This window comes from Erwinia sp. (assembly GCF_049696395.1).
Taxonomy (GTDB): domain Bacteria; phylum Pseudomonadota; class Gammaproteobacteria; order Enterobacterales; family Enterobacteriaceae; genus Erwinia.
In genome coordinates this window covers 1-13,755 of sequence record NZ_JBAVTT010000183.1, presented here as the reverse complement: position 1 = coordinate 13,755, position 13,755 = coordinate 1, and the positions used below count along the sequence as shown (strand labels likewise).

Annotated in this window: 13 protein-coding genes; 9 read left to right on the top strand and 4 right to left on the bottom strand. The window is 55.4% G+C overall.

The annotated features are described in order from the left end of the window. The first annotated feature begins 317 nt into the window (after positions 1-317). The 9 genes from WCC56_RS20840 to rpoS all read left to right on the top strand — a co-directional run bounded on the left by WCC56_RS20840 (position 318) and on the right by rpoS (position 7,137). Positions 318-638, top strand: a complete 321-nt coding sequence (locus WCC56_RS20840; RefSeq protein WP_424694219.1) for a DUF3561 family protein — start codon at positions 318-320, stop codon at positions 636-638. A 203-nt stretch (positions 639-841) separates the two neighbouring features. Beyond that, positions 842-1,162, top strand: a complete 321-nt coding sequence (ftsB, locus tag WCC56_RS20835; protein WP_424694218.1) for a cell division protein FtsB — start codon at positions 842-844, stop codon at positions 1,160-1,162. A gap of 9 nt (positions 1,163-1,171) precedes the next feature. Beyond that, on the top strand, positions 1,172-1,882 hold the full coding sequence (gene ispD, locus WCC56_RS20830) for a 2-C-methyl-D-erythritol 4-phosphate cytidylyltransferase (RefSeq protein WP_424694288.1): 711 nt from the start codon (positions 1,172-1,174) through the stop codon (positions 1,880-1,882). Beyond that, positions 1,882-2,361, top strand: a complete 480-nt coding sequence (ispF, locus tag WCC56_RS20825) for a 2-C-methyl-D-erythritol 2,4-cyclodiphosphate synthase (RefSeq protein WP_424694217.1) — start codon at positions 1,882-1,884, stop codon at positions 2,359-2,361. The genes ispD and ispF overlap by 1 nt, the downstream gene beginning before the upstream one ends. Then, positions 2,361-3,407 carry a tRNA pseudouridine(13) synthase TruD gene (gene truD / locus WCC56_RS20820; RefSeq protein WP_424694216.1) on the top strand — a complete coding sequence of 349 codons (1,047 nt, stop codon included), beginning with the start codon at positions 2,361-2,363 and terminating at the stop codon, positions 3,405-3,407. Before ispF ends, truD begins: the two co-directional genes overlap by 1 nt. After that, entirely contained in the window at positions 3,388-4,149 is a 762-nt protein-coding gene (gene surE / locus WCC56_RS20815) for a 5'/3'-nucleotidase SurE (protein WP_424694287.1), read from the top strand. The genes truD and surE overlap by 20 nt, the downstream gene beginning before the upstream one ends. Next, positions 4,143-4,769 carry a protein-L-isoaspartate(D-aspartate) O-methyltransferase gene (locus WCC56_RS20810; protein WP_424694286.1) on the top strand — a complete coding sequence of 209 codons (627 nt, stop codon included), beginning with the start codon at positions 4,143-4,145 and terminating at the stop codon, positions 4,767-4,769. The genes surE and WCC56_RS20810 overlap by 7 nt, the downstream gene beginning before the upstream one ends. Before the next feature lie 142 nt (positions 4,770-4,911). Continuing rightward, positions 4,912-6,090 carry a murein hydrolase activator NlpD gene (gene nlpD, locus WCC56_RS20805; RefSeq protein WP_424694215.1) on the top strand — a complete coding sequence of 393 codons (1,179 nt, stop codon included), beginning with the start codon at positions 4,912-4,914 and terminating at the stop codon, positions 6,088-6,090. A 54-nt stretch (positions 6,091-6,144) separates the two neighbouring features. Then, positions 6,145-7,137, top strand: coding sequence for an RNA polymerase sigma factor RpoS (rpoS, locus tag WCC56_RS20800; protein ID WP_013203537.1), 993 nt, complete (start codon positions 6,145-6,147; stop codon positions 7,135-7,137). 69 nt (positions 7,138-7,206) lie between these two features. Here the strand turns inward: rpoS and WCC56_RS20795 are convergent, their stop codons facing one another. The 4 genes from WCC56_RS20795 to mutS all read right to left on the bottom strand — a co-directional run bounded on the left by WCC56_RS20795 (position 7,207) and on the right by mutS (position 13,614). Continuing rightward, positions 7,207-7,893: a cysteine hydrolase family protein gene (locus tag WCC56_RS20795; RefSeq protein ID WP_424694214.1), complete on the bottom strand. Its 687-nt coding sequence runs from the start codon at positions 7,891-7,893 to the stop codon at positions 7,207-7,209. A 17-nt stretch (positions 7,894-7,910) separates the two neighbouring features. Next, the gene (locus tag WCC56_RS20790) at positions 7,911-9,212 is read right to left on the bottom strand and encodes a purine-cytosine permease family protein (protein ID WP_424694213.1); all 1,302 of its coding nucleotides are present in this window, start codon (positions 9,210-9,212) and stop codon (positions 7,911-7,913) included. Positions 9,213-9,253: 41 nt separating this feature from the next. Next, a complete protein-coding gene (locus tag WCC56_RS20785; RefSeq protein ID WP_424694212.1) occupies positions 9,254-10,678 on the bottom strand; it encodes an amidase in 1,425 nt (474 codons plus the stop codon). 383 nt (positions 10,679-11,061) lie between these two features. Then, a complete protein-coding gene (gene mutS / locus WCC56_RS20780; protein WP_424694211.1) occupies positions 11,062-13,614 on the bottom strand; it encodes a DNA mismatch repair protein MutS in 2,553 nt (850 codons plus the stop codon). Between the last annotated feature and the right edge of the window lie 141 nt (positions 13,615-13,755).

Below are 13,755 nucleotides of genomic sequence, written 5' to 3'. Positions count from 1 at the left end.
GACTCCCTCACTATCTTCACCAGATGACGCCGGCTATAGGCCAGTTCAGGGTGCTCAGCATCGGCTGGCCTGCCGGAGTCGCTCTGGTGTTTACTGCGCCAGTCACTGGCGTCACGACAAAAGCAGCCCACCCGGAAAATCTGTCTGGCGAGGAGGTTAGCCCAGTACGACCGGCTCGCGGCAAACAGCGAACAATTGGTAACAATATTGCGGGTTCAAGTGTTAGATCTGCCGCGCGGTCGCGATATTATTCCCCCCTGAGATAGCCGCGGCTAAACGTCCCAGAGCGTGCCGATTTACGCGTCAACAGGATACTTATGCATAACGTTACGCCCATGCTCGCCCGCAAAGAAGATCGGGAACAGGAAGAGGCTTCCTGGTCATTCCCCGGTGGCGTGATTGGTTTTGCCTCCTACTGGCTTGCGCTGGCGATCCCGTTCGTGTTGTACGGGGCCAATACGCTGTTCTTCTTTCTCTATACCTGGCCATTTTTCCTGGCGCTGCTGCCGGTGTCGGTATTGGTAGGCATTGCCGCCAGCTTGCTCCTGCGTGGTCAGTTAATCTGGACCATTTTACTGACCGCCGTGGTTGTGGTCTGTCTGTTCTGGCTGCTGTTTACGCTACTGACCGCATGGTAACCGGTCTCTTTATTGCATCTGTCGCCAGCCTGGCTGGCAGGATTTGATGTCAGAATACCCACTGCGGTTACAAAACTTTGCTCGCAAAATCGGTTTTCAGGCTGAGGAACGCTCACCAATCCACCAATACACGGTTAAATCACTGTGAAAGTGGAGTCGGATGTAAAGTTATGGGATGATTGAGCCGTTTTCAGGGGGCGGGGATGGGAAAACTTACTCTGCTGTTACTTGTTTTACTGGGCTGGTTGCAATATTCGCTCTGGTTAGGCAAGAACGGCGTACATGACTATACGCGTGTTAAAGACGATGTTGCGGTGCAACAGGGCGGCAACGCGAAACTTAAAGTGCGAAACGATCAGTTGTTTGCAGAAATCGACGACCTTAACGGCGGTTCTGAAGCAATTGAGGAACGCGCACGCAACGAGCTGGGGATGATTAAACCCGGTGAGACTTTCTATCGCCTTGTGCCGGATCAAAATAAACGAAACGCGCAGCAGGGTGCTCTCAACAGTCAGCAACGATAACTCATGAACATTGCAGGGTCCTTTCCGGACATCATCGCTGTGGTTCCCGCTGCCGGGATCGGCAGCCGGATGCAGGCAGAGTGCCCCAAACAATACCTTTCAATTGGTGGCAAAACGCTGCTGGAACATGCGCTTAACAGCTTGCTGGCGCATCCAGCCGTCAGCCGTATCATTGTCGCTATCAGTCCTGACGATCCTTTCTTTTCTGCACTTCCTGTCGCCAGCGATCCGCGTATCCAGGTGGTGAAGGGCGGGAAAGAGCGTGCGGATTCCGTGCTGGCTGGACTTCAGGTCGCTTCTTCTTCCCGTTGGGTGCTGGTTCATGACGCCGCGCGTCCTTGCCTGCATCTTGATGACCTCACTCGCTTGCTTGCTATCACGGCTACCAGCCGCGTGGGCGGTATTCTTGCGGCTCCGGTACGCGACACCATGAAGCGGGCTGAGCAGGGCAAAGAGGCGATTGCGCACACGGTCGATCGTGAAGCGTTATGGCATGCGTTAACGCCGCAGTTGTTCCCGCTGGAACTGCTGCGCAGCTGCCTTGAACGGGCGTTAAAAGAAGGGGCGACGATCACCGATGAGGCTTCGGCGCTGGAGTATTGTGGCTATCACCCTGAACTGGTGATCGGCCGCAGCGACAACATTAAGGTCACGAGGCCGGAAGATTTAGCGCTGGCCGCGTTTTACCTGACTCAATTACACAATAAGGAGAGCGCATAATGCGTATCGGCCACGGTTTTGATGTTCACGCATTTGGCGGCGAAGGCCCGCTGATTATTGGCGGCGTGCGAATTCCTTATGAAAAAGGGTTACTGGCCCATTCAGACGGTGATGTGGCGCTACATGCACTGACCGATGCGCTGCTGGGCGCTGCCGCACTGGGCGACATTGGCAAGCTGTTCCCGGATACGGACGCCGTCTATAAAGGCGCGGACAGCCGTGAACTGCTGCGTGAAGCCTGGCGTCAGATCCAGAAAAAAGGCTACAAGTTGGGTAACGTTGACGTCACGATCATCGCTCAGGCCCCAAAAATGCTGCCTCATGTGCCGCAGATGCGCATCAATATTGCGGAAGATCTGGGTATTCATATGGACGACGTTAACGTGAAAGCTACCACCACCGAAAAGCTGGGCTTTACCGGTCGTGGTGAAGGCATTGCCTGCGAAGCGGTCGCGCTGATCTTTAAGGCGGACGCGTAATGGTTGACGATCTGAGCTGGCTGCACGGCAAGCCCACGGCTACTGGCGTGTTGAAAGCCAACGCGGAAGATTTTATCGTGATCGAAGATCTGGGCTATGGCCCGGACGGCGATGGCGAGCAGGTGCTGGTACGCATTCGTAAGACCGGCTGTAATACCCGTTTTGTGGCGGAAGCGCTGGCGAAGTTTGCCGGTATTCCTCCGCGTGACGTCAGCTTTGCCGGCATGAAAGATCGCCATGCGGTCACCGAGCAGTGGATTTGCCTGCGCATTCCCGGCAAAGAGACGCCAGATTTCTCTGCATTTGAGCTGACAGGCTGCGAGATACTGGAAAGTGCCCGCCATCGTCGTAAACTGCGTACTGGTGCTCTGCAGGGCAATGCTTTCACGCTGATTTTGCGCCAGGTCTCAGATCGTGATGCCGTTGAGCAACGCCTGCAGCAGATTGCGGCCTCAGGTGTGCCAAACTACTTTGGCGTGCAGCGTTTTGGTCATGATGGCAATAACCTGCAGATGGCCAGACGTTGGGCCGCTAACGAGATCCGCGTGAAGGAGCGTAATAAACGCAGCTTTCTGTTCTCTGCAGCCCGCAGCGCGATGTTCAATCAGGTGGCGAGCGACAGACTGGCTCAGAAAGGGTCGTTGACCTCAGTGATGGCTGGCGATGCGTTGCAGCTGACAGGGCGCGGAAGTTGGTTCGTAGCGGAAGAGGCCGAACTGGAGACGTTACAGACTCGTGTAGATAACGACGAACTGCGCGTTACCGCTCCGCTTCCTGGCAGCGGCGCATGGGGAACGCTGCAGGATGCGCTGGCCTTTGAGCAACAAACCCTGGCGGCTGAGGCAGAATTGATTACACTGCTTGAGCGTGAAAAAGTCGATGCGGCCCGTCGTGCCGTGCTGGTGAAACCGCGCGATTTGCGCTGGAGCTGGCAGGATGACGCCACCGTTGAGCTGGCTTTCTGGCTGCCTGCGGGCAGTTTTGCCACCACTCTGGTGCGCGAAGTTCTTCTACAAGAAGGTGATGATGCGAATATTGCTGAGTAACGATGACGGTATTCATGCGCCGGGCATTCAGACGCTGGCTGCGGCCCTGCGTGAGTTTGCTGAGGTGCAACTGGTGGCTCCTGACCGCAACCGCAGCGGTGCCTCCAATTCGCTGTCACTGGAAACGCCGTTACGCACTTTTACCTATCCTAACGGCGATATCGCGGTGCAGATGGGCACGCCAACGGACTGCGTTTATCTGGGCGTGAACTCACTGATGCAGCCGAAGCCGGATATCGTGGTTTCCGGTATCAATGCCGGGCCCAACCTCGGTGATGACGTGATTTACTCCGGCACTGTGGCTGCGGCCATGGAAGGGCGCCATCTTGGCCTGCCTGCGCTGGCCGTCTCGCTGGACGGGCATAAGCATTACGACACCGCTGCCGCCGTCACCTGCTCTATACTCCGTGCGTTGCTGCGTGAACCTCTGCGCACTGGCCGTATCCTGAACATCAACGTGCCTGATTTGCCGCTGTCAGAGATCAAAGGGATCCGTGTGACCCGTTGCGGTAGCCGACATCCCAGCGATCAGGTTATCCCGCAGCAGGATCCGCGTGGCAATATGATGTACTGGATTGGCCCGCCGGGACAAAAACTGGATGCCGGCCCGGACACGGATTTTGCCGCTGTCGATCAGGGCTATGTTTCTGTCACTGCGTTACATGTTGATTTAACCGCCCATGCTGCGCAGGACGTGGTGTCATCGTGGTTATCCAGCGTCGAGGTCAGCAACGAATGGTGATCCGCCGCATTGATACGCTACTGGAGAAATTGCGCCAGCAGGGCATTGACGATGAACGGTTGCTGAAAGCGATTGAAGATGTACCGCGTGAGCGTTTTGTTGACGAGGCGTTCGAACATAAAGCCTGGGAAAATATGGCCTTGCCTATCGGCTCTGGTCAGACGATTTCCCAGCCTTATATGGTGGCGAAGATGACCTCGCTGCTGGAGCTGACGCCAGGCTCACGCGTGTTAGAAATTGGGACCGGATCGGGTTATCAGACCGCGATCCTCGCGCACCTTGTAGAACACGTTTATTCTGTCGAACGCATTAAAGGGTTGCAGTGGCAGGCCAAGCGACGGCTGAAGCAGCTTGATTTACATAATGTTTCAACGCGTCACGGCGATGGCTGGCAAGGCTGGCCTTCACGTGGCCCGTTTGATGCCATCATCGTTACCGCCGCGCCACCTGAAATTCCAGTCGAGTTAATGTCGCAATTAGACGAAGGCGGAATTCTGGTTTTGCCGGTCGGTGAAGAGCATCAGGAATTAAAACGCATTCGCCGAAAAGGCGGTGAGTTTATCGTCGATACCGTTGAGCCAGTCCGGTTTGTGCCGCTGGTGAAAGGCGATTTGGCCTGACGTAGTGTTAGCAATTGCACACATCTGTAAATGGCACCTGGTCTTTGATGTTGTTACTATCTGCTTAATTTCATTCTTTATTACTGCAAGCGCGCTTAGAGCGACGCGGCAGTGTCACAGTTTTGCCTTCAGGGGGATATAAATGAGCACGGGAAGCCCAATGTTTAAGTTGCGCCGGATTGCGGCCGTTTCACTTGTTGGTTTTTGGTTGGCTGGCTGTTCCAGCGATAACGCTTCACAAGCCCCAATCAGTTCTGTCGGCGGTGGCGGCGGCTCTGGCGGTATGATGAGCGGTGGCTCCAGCGCCAGCAGCAGCAGTAACAGCAGCGGAATGCTCAGCAGCGCCAATAGCGCCAATAGCGCCAATAGCGGCAATGGCGGCTACACCGCACCACCGGCTTCCATCTCGGCTAACTCTTCCAATGTTGTTAGCGCCCCGCAGAACATTTCCAGCAGCAACGCCACGCCGCAAGAGAACGTGGTGACGCAGAATGGCCACATTGTCTACAATCGTTCTTATGGGAATATTCCTAAAGGTAGCTACGGTGGACAGACTTACACGGTCAAAAGAGGCGATACGCTGTTCTATATTGCCTGGATTACCGGCAATGATTTCCGTGATTTAGCCCAACGAAATAACGTTGCTGCACCTTACGGCCTCAATGTGGGTCAGCAATTGCAGGTTAGTAACGGCTCCGGCGAAACCTTAACCGGTGGTAATGCGGTAACCGCGGCGGATGCCTCTGCTGGCGGTGTAGCGGTTCAGCCTTCTACGCCACAAAACCAGGGCGGGGCTGTTGCACACCAACCTGTTATTACGTATTCTGAGGATTCAGGTAAACCAAGTGAAGGCAAAATGTTGCCATCATCCGGTACAACTACTGTTGCAACGACAACAGCACCGGTTGCCGCTCCGACCGTCAGTAGCACAACCAACAGCAGTACCCCAGTGGGAAGCTGGCGTTGGCCAACTGACGGTAAGATCATCGATAACTTCTCTGCTTCCGAAGGGGGCAACAAAGGTATTGATATCGCGGGATCGCGAGGACAGCCCGTCATTTCAACCGCCTCAGGGCGCGTTGTGTACGCCGGGAATGCACTGCGCGGTTACGGTAACTTGATTATCATCAAACATAATGATGACTACCTGAGTGCTTACGCCCACAACGACACGATGCTGGTCCGTGAACAACAAGAAGTGAAAGCGGGTCAGAAGATCGCCACCATGGGCAGTACCGGCACGAGCTCAGTCAGATTGCATTTTGAAATTCGTTACAAGGGGAAATCCGTAAACCCGCTGCGTTATTTACCGCAGCGATAGTCCGGTATAACGCCATCTGGTGTTGTACTTTGGGATCACGGGTAGGAGCCGAAAATGAGCCAGAATACGCTGAAAGTTAAAGATCTAAATGAAGATGCGGAATTCGACGAAAACGGAGCTGAGGTTTTTGATGAGAAGGCTCTCGTCGGAAATGAACCTGCTGATAACGAAATAGCTGAAGATGAGCTGTTGTCACAAGGTGCTACGCAACGAGTATTGGACGCGACGCAGCTCTACCTGGGAGAGATTGGTTATTCTCCCCTGTTGACTGCAGAGGAAGAAGTTTTCTTCGCTCGCCGTGCACTGCGTGGTGACGTTCCGTCTCGTCGCCGCATGATCGAAAGTAACTTGCGTTTGGTAGTGAAGATTGCCCGTCGTTACAGCAATCGTGGTCTGGCTTTGCTGGATCTGATTGAAGAAGGTAACCTGGGGTTAATCCGCGCGGTAGAGAAATTTGACCCTGAAAGAGGGTTCCGCTTCTCGACTTACGCTACCTGGTGGATTCGCCAGACGATTGAACGGGCTATCATGAACCAAACCCGTACCATTCGTTTGCCTATTCATATTGTTAAAGAGCTGAACGTGTATCTGCGTACCGCGCGCGAACTGACCCACAAGTTGGATCATGAGCCGAGTGCAGAAGAGATTGCCGAACAGCTTGATAAACCCGTTGAAGATGTCAGCCGTATGCTGCGCCTCAACGAACGCATTACATCAGTCGACACGCCACTAGGCGGTGATTCTGAGAAAGCGCTGCTGGATATCCTGGCCGACGAGAAAGACAACGGTCCGGAAGATACCACCCAGGACGATGACATGAAGCAGAGCATCGTCAAATGGCTGTTCGAACTGAACGCCAAGCAGCGTGAAGTGTTAGCGCGTCGTTTCGGCCTGTTAGGTTATGAAGCGGCCACGTTAGAAGATGTGGGTCGCGAAATTGGTCTGACCCGTGAACGTGTCCGTCAGATTCAGGTTGAAGGTCTGCGTCGTCTGCGTGAAATTCTGCAGGCTCAGGGTTTGAGTATTGAAGCTCTGTTCCGCGAATAATCGCTGACACATACCGATGTTAATGCGAAAAGCGGTGGCGTAAGCCACCGCTTTTTTATTGCCTGCGATTTACTGGCCTAATGCTTTAAGCACCTCGCTGGAAGTGGTTACTGCCCCGAACACGCCGCCCTGCATTTTGACCATCTCAAGCGCTGCCGCATGATTAGCGGGATCCGTTGCCGCGCAGCAGTCGGCAACCAGCAGACACTCAAATCCTCGATCGTTAGCTTCCCGCATCGTGGTATGGACACAAACATCGGTAGTGATGCCAGTTAACAGCAGATTCCTGATCCCGCGCGTGTGCAGGATCAATTCCAGATCGGTGGCGTAAAACGATCCTTTGCCCGGTTTATCGATCACCACTTCTCCGGCTACCGGTTGCAGTTCTGGAATGATTTCCCAACCTGGCTCACCGCGCACCAATATTTTACCGCAAGGTCCGGGGTCGCCGATCCCTGCGCCTTTTTGTCTTGAACGCCAGCGCTTATTGGCTGGCAGATCGGCCAAATCAGGCCGATGTCCTTCGCGGGTATGAATGACGGTAAAACCCTGCGCACGCATCACCGTCAGCAGGTCGCGGATGGGCGCTATCGGTGCTCTGGTAAGCCCTATGTCGTAACCCATCTTGTCGACATAACCGCCTTCGCCACAGAAATCCGTCTGCATATCAACGATCAATAACGCCGTGTTTGTCGGTGAAAGCTTGCCATCATAAGGCCAGAGATAAGGGGCCGCCTGAATAAAAATATCCTGCATTGTGGCTCTCCTTAAGCTTACGCGGTGGCCCATTTCCTGGCCGAGCGGGACTGGACCAGGCCATAAGCCAGGCCACCGGCGACCATACCAATTAACGCTTCACCCGCATCCGGGAACCAGACATGCGCGATGCTGGCGCAAACGGTGCCGAAGGCCCAGCAGGCAAAGGCGCTGGTGCGGTAAGTCGTTTCCGGGCGGGAGCTGGCGATGTGGCCCATAAACAGCAGATCGACAATCATCACTGCGCCAATCGGCGGCACGGCTACACCCAGCAGGCTCAGCCAGTTAAGGAAGTAGCTCCAGACACCAATCACCGCTAACAGCCCGCCAATCACGCCCAGGATCACCGTCCACAGACGCATTTTGCTTTTAAACAGATGGCCGTAACCGACCGCGCCGTTATACAGGCAGTGCGTACATACCGACCCCAGGTTGATAAAGACAAACAGCAGAGCCAGCACATCCAGCACCGGGTTGTGGCCGGTCAGCAGATGCAGGAAATCGCCGCCGTTCTGTGCCGGATTGATGCCCGCACCGGCAGAAACAATCACCACACCAGAAAGCAGCGAGACAACGTTAGCCAGCGGGAAGGCGGAGAAAGTCGCTATCACCGCCGATTTACCGTTCTTTGACCAGCGGGTGAAGTCCGCTGTCATGGTGCCGGAGTCTGCAAACCCGGCGATAACCATGGTCATCGCAATGCCCATACTGATGCCGCTGGCGGAGCCTTTATAGGTGGTGATCTGGCTGATATCGGTATGCTGTGCCACAAAGTACAGCGCGACCAGGCCGAGGATCACAAACATCGGTGCAGCAATCATGCCGATAACTGAAAGCGCACGAACGCCGAGGAAAGTGACGCCGGTATACAGCACGGTCGCCAGGACAATTACCCAAGAAGTATTCCAGCCAAAGGTCGCGTTGACGATGGTGCCCGTCAGGCCCGTCTGGAAGGCGTACCAGCCGATCACTACGGTAGAGAGAAAAGCAGAGGCAATGATGTATCCACGACTGCCGAAGGTCTTCCTCGCCTGCATGGCAAAGTTAAGTCCGGTGTTACCCGCCAGATAGCTCAGCGCACCGACATAGGCGAACAGCACCAGGTTACCGGCCAGGATGGCGATAATTGAATGCCAGAAGCCCAGGTTATAAGCCATGATTCCACCAAAGACCGCATTGGTCAGGATCATCGGGAAACCGAACCAGACGGCGGAGACCGAACGGGTGGTATGACGATGGGAAAGCGGCACCGCTTCGTTTTCAAACTCCTGCTCTAACCCTGACGTGCTGTCATGCAACTGCGATGTTTTTTGGCTCATAGTGGTGTGATCCCCGGTAAATGGCAGTAAACAGGTATGAATCAGCGGGACAGCATCGGCGGTAACCGATGTTGCCAGCCGCAAACTTTTTCAAAGGCCGCACTGGCACGCAGCACCAGCGCATCGTCAAGGTGACGACCAATAATCTGTAAGCCGACCGGCAGTCCTTCCGCCGTAAAGCCAGCCGGAATCGACGCGGCTGGTTGTCCTGTCAGGTTGATTGGAAAGACGAAGGCCAGCCATTCCGCCGGTGTGACTTTGCGGCCGTCGATGGTGGCCGGGCTTTCGATATCAATCGGGAAGGGCGGTGTCGCAAGCGTTGGAGTCAACAGCAGGTCGTAGCCCTGCATAAAGCGCCACATTTTGTTCACCACCTCTTTGCGCTGCATATTGGCATCGGTGAACATCTCGGCGGTCCAGTGTGTATTCAGCATCGCCACCAGATGTGGCGACATGCGATCGCCAAAGCTTTCCATCAGTTTGCGCATCCCGGTGAGGTCAGTTTCCTGAGCAACCAGAGCGGCGAAAGTTTCTTTGGGATCGCTGAAGCCCGGATTTGCTTCGACCACGATGCAACCCAACTCTTGCTCGAAGATTTTTACTGCATTGCCGACAATCTCGCGGACCTGCGGGTCGACAGCGGCATATCCCCAGTCAGCGCTGTAGGCAATACGTAATCCTTTCAGGCTGCCTTTGGTGGCGTTGAGCCAGTCAATGTCGCTGGTGGGAATCGAATGTCTGTCACGCGGGTCGGGCCCGGCAATGACTGAAAGCATTAAGGCAGCATCTTCCACGGTGCGGGTCATCGGACCGATGTGCTCCAGTGATTCCCAGCTTGAGAGGCCCGGATAACGTTCATCCCTGCAGCCCGGATATAGCGGCACGCGGCCCATCGAGGCTTTCATACCGAACAGGCCGCTGTGGGCGGCAGGGATGCGGACAGAACCGCCGCCATCACTACCCAGCGCCAGTGGGCACATTCTTGCTGCCAGAGCCGCTGCAGATCCAGCGCTGGAGCCACCAGGCGTTAAGTCGGTATTCCACGGATTGCGGGTGGTCGGGAACACTGGGTTGTGGCCGGTCCCGCTGTAACCAAATTCCGGCGCGTTGGTTTTTCCCAGCACGATGGCACCTGCCGCTTTCAGACGTTCCACGGTGATGTCGTCTTCATCCGGGATAAAGTTTTCGTAGATCCACGATCCAGAAACGGTTTTGATCCCGGCGGTGCTGATCAGATCTTTAATCGCAACCGGTACGCCAGCCAGCGGACCGACTTCTTCACCACGCAGGATCTTCTGCTCGATCGCTTTGGCCTGAGCCATCGCCAGATCGGGTGTTGGCGTGCAAAATGCGTGCAGCTCGGGTTCCAGAAGATCCATTCTGGCCAGCGAGGCGGTCACCACCTCAACAGGCGAGAGAGATTTATCGCGGATGTGCGCCGCCAGGGTGATGGCGTCAAGATTCAATATGTCCTGATGGTTCAAACGGTGTCCCCTCTGCTGCTGATCAGCTGATGATTGCTAGCTTGTGGATAGCAATGCATATTGCAGGCCAGAATTGAGGTGGAGCTAAAAATAACCGTAAGACGGGTGTCTAACATCTTGTATACAGGCCGGTATTCGTTACCGGATGGAGCACGAGTAATCTGCGCGAAATGTGTTCAGGCGCAGCGGCAGCGTGGGGATTTCACTGTGGGGGTGCAGGCAGGGAGTAAAGTAGTGCAAAAAAAAACGGCAGGCATAAATGCCTACCGTTTGTTAGATCGCAACGCCTGCTGCAGCTACGTTTGCTTGTTGATGTCCGCTGAAAGTCGTCAGTTGCTAAGTGTCGTTAAGGCTCCTGACAGGAATTACAGCATCGTTTTCAGACGGTAGATCCAGTCCAGAGCCTGACGAGGTGTGAGCGAGTCCGCATCTAACGCTTCCAGAGCCTCTACCGCTGGCGACGTCTCTTCTACCAGTAATGGCAGCTGAGGGCCGTCCGCTTTGCTGCTGGCAGCGCTGCCGGACAGCATTTCCAGTTCTTTCAGCTTCTGTCGGGCACGCTTGATGACGTCTTTCGGCACACCCGCCAGCGCCGCTACGGCCAGACCATAACTTTTGCTCGCGGCCCCTTCCTGCACGCTGTGCATAAAGGCGATGGTGTCGCCGTGTTCAATGGCATCCAGATGCACGTTGGCCACGCCTTCCATCTTCTCTGGCAGCGTGGTCAGCTCAAAGTAATGGGTCGCAAATAGCGTCATCGCTTTGATGCGGTTTGCCAGGCTTTCTGCACAGGCCCAGGCCAGAGACAGCCCGTCATAGGTTGAAGTGCCGCGACCAATTTCATCCATCAGTACCAGGCTGTGTTCGGTCGCATTGTGCAGGATGTTCGCGGTTTCGGTCATCTCCACCATAAAGGTAGAACGGCCAGAAGCGAGATCGTCAGCCGCCCCTACGCGGGTAAAGATGCGGTCGATTGGGCCAATTATCGCCTGCTCGGCAGGGACGTAGCTGCCAATATAGGCCAGCAAGGTAATCAGCGCGGCCTGACGCATATAGGTACTTTTACCGCCCATATTAGGACCGGTGATAACCAGCATGCGACGCTGCGGAGAGAGCGACAGCGGGTTAGCAATAAACGGCTCTTTCAGCACCTGCTCAACCACTGGATGACGCGCGCCGGTCAGCTTAATGCCTGGCTTATCGGTCAGCGTTGGGCAGTTGTAGTTCAGCGTCCAGGCTCGTTCAGCCAGGTTAGAGAGCACGTCCAGTTCCGCCAGCGCAGCAGCGCTGAGCTGCAAGGCTTCAAGATGCGGCAGCAGCAGGTCGAACAGCTGCTCATAGAGGCCTTTTTCCAGCGCCAGGGCTTTGCCTTTCGAGGTCAGAACTTTGTCTTCGTACTCTTTCAGCTCAGGAATGATGTAGCGTTCAACGTTTTTCAGCGTCTGTCGACGTACGTAGTTGATCGGCACCCGATGGCTTTGACCGCGGCTGACCTGAATGTAATAGCCGTGTACGGCGTTAAAGCCGACTTTCAGCGTATCCAGCCCCAGTTTTTCCCGCTCACGGATTTCCAGCTTATCCAGATAGTCGGTAGCGCCGTCTGCCAGCGCACGCCACTCATCCAGCTCTGCGTGGTAGCCGGGAGCAATCACGCCGCCGTCACGAATAAGAACCGGTGGTGACTCAATCACCGCTTGTTCCAGCAGGTCACGCAACTCATCAAACTGGCCCATTTGTTTACGCAACGTTTGCAGATGCGGCGTGGCGACATCCGCCAGTAACGCATCAAGCTGGGGCAATTGCTGGAAAGCGTGGCGCATACGAGCCAGGTCGCGAGGACGAGCGGTTCTTAATGCCAGACGAGCAAGAATACGTTCCAGGTCGCCGACCTGACGGAGCAGAGGAGAGAGTTCTGCAGTGAAGTCTTGCAGCGAGCCAATGCTCTGCTGGCGATTTTCGAGGGTTTTAATCTCACGCACTGGCATATGCAGCCAGCGCTTCAGCATCCGGCTGCCCATCGGCGTGACGGTTTTATCCAGCACCGCCGCGAGGGTATTTTCAAGTCCGCCAGCCAGATTCTGGGTGATCTCCAGGTTACGGCGAGTGGCCGCATCCATGATGATCCCATCCTGCTGGCGCTCCATCGTCAGTGAACGAATATGGGGCAGGGAAGTGCGCTGCGTATCCTTGACGTATTGCAGCAAACAGCCAGCCGCGCGCAGCGCATGGTGAGCCTGTTCAACGCCAAAACCGCTAAGATCGCGGGTGCCAAACTGCATATTCAGCTGCTGGCGGGCGGTTTCTACTTCGAACTCCCACAGCGGGCGACGACGCAGCCCACGGCGGTTTTCAATCAGTGACATGGCCGAGAAATCTTCGGAATAAAGCAGCTCAGCAGGATTGGAGCGGGTGAGCTCGGCGGCCATGGTTTCCAGGTCCGTCGGCTCCGCCAGGCGGAAGCGACCAGAGCTGATATCCAGCGTGGCAAAACCGAAGCCGCGCGGGCTCTGCCAGATGGCTGCCAGCAGGTTATCCTGGCGCTCCTGCAACAGCGCTTCATCGCTGATGGTGCCTGGCGTAACAATGCGCACCACTTTACGCTCGACCGGGCCTTTGCTCAGCGCGGGATCGCCAATCTGTTCGCAGATGGCGACGGATTCGCCAAGCTGTACCAGCTTCGCCAGGTAGTTTTCCACCGCATGATAAGGCACGCCAGCCATCGGGATCGGCTCACCGGCTGAAGCGCCGCGTTTGGTCAGCGAGATCTCCAGCAGCTGCGAGGCACGCTTGGCATCGTCATAGAACAGTTCGTAGAAATCCCCCATCCGGTAGAACAGCAAGATTTCCGGATGATCGGCCTTCAGACGCAGGTATTGCTGCATCATGGGTGTGTGGGCGACGAGGTTTTCAGTGGTCATTATCAGGTCTTCTTTTCCAGTCCATTGAATATAAAATCAGCGGGGATTTCGACTTCAAGATGGTCATTGCTTTACTGGTTCGTCATCGCATTTGGCTGGGCACAAGTCCTGGCAGCCAATGCCATGACGCAGAGTTCGTTA

Bases quoted from the DNA above. Each gene is read 5' to 3' on its own strand.
- WCC56_RS20810 (WP_424694286.1), top strand. From the start codon at position 4,143: ATGGTGATCCGCCGCATTGATACGCTACTGGAGAAATTGCGCCAGCAG.
- WCC56_RS20840 (WP_424694219.1), top strand. From the start codon at position 318: ATGCATAACGTTACGCCCATGCTCGCCCGCAAAGAAGATCGGGAACAG.
- WCC56_RS20795 (WP_424694214.1), bottom strand. From the start codon at position 7,893: ATGCAGGATATTTTTATTCAGGCGGCCCCTTATCTCTGGCCTTATGAT.
- surE (WP_424694287.1), top strand. From the start codon at position 3,388: ATGCGAATATTGCTGAGTAACGATGACGGTATTCATGCGCCGGGCATT.
- mutS (WP_424694211.1), bottom strand. From the start codon at position 13,614: ATGACCACTGAAAACCTCGTCGCCCACACACCCATGATGCAGCAATAC.
- ispF (WP_424694217.1), top strand. From the start codon at position 1,882: ATGCGTATCGGCCACGGTTTTGATGTTCACGCATTTGGCGGCGAAGGC.
- nlpD (WP_424694215.1), top strand. From the start codon at position 4,912: ATGAGCACGGGAAGCCCAATGTTTAAGTTGCGCCGGATTGCGGCCGTT.
- WCC56_RS20790 (WP_424694213.1), bottom strand. From the start codon at position 9,212: ATGAGCCAAAAAACATCGCAGTTGCATGACAGCACGTCAGGGTTAGAG.
- truD (WP_424694216.1), top strand. From the start codon at position 2,361: ATGGTTGACGATCTGAGCTGGCTGCACGGCAAGCCCACGGCTACTGGC.
- ftsB (WP_424694218.1), top strand. From the start codon at position 842: ATGGGAAAACTTACTCTGCTGTTACTTGTTTTACTGGGCTGGTTGCAA.
- rpoS (WP_013203537.1), top strand. From the start codon at position 6,145: ATGAGCCAGAATACGCTGAAAGTTAAAGATCTAAATGAAGATGCGGAA.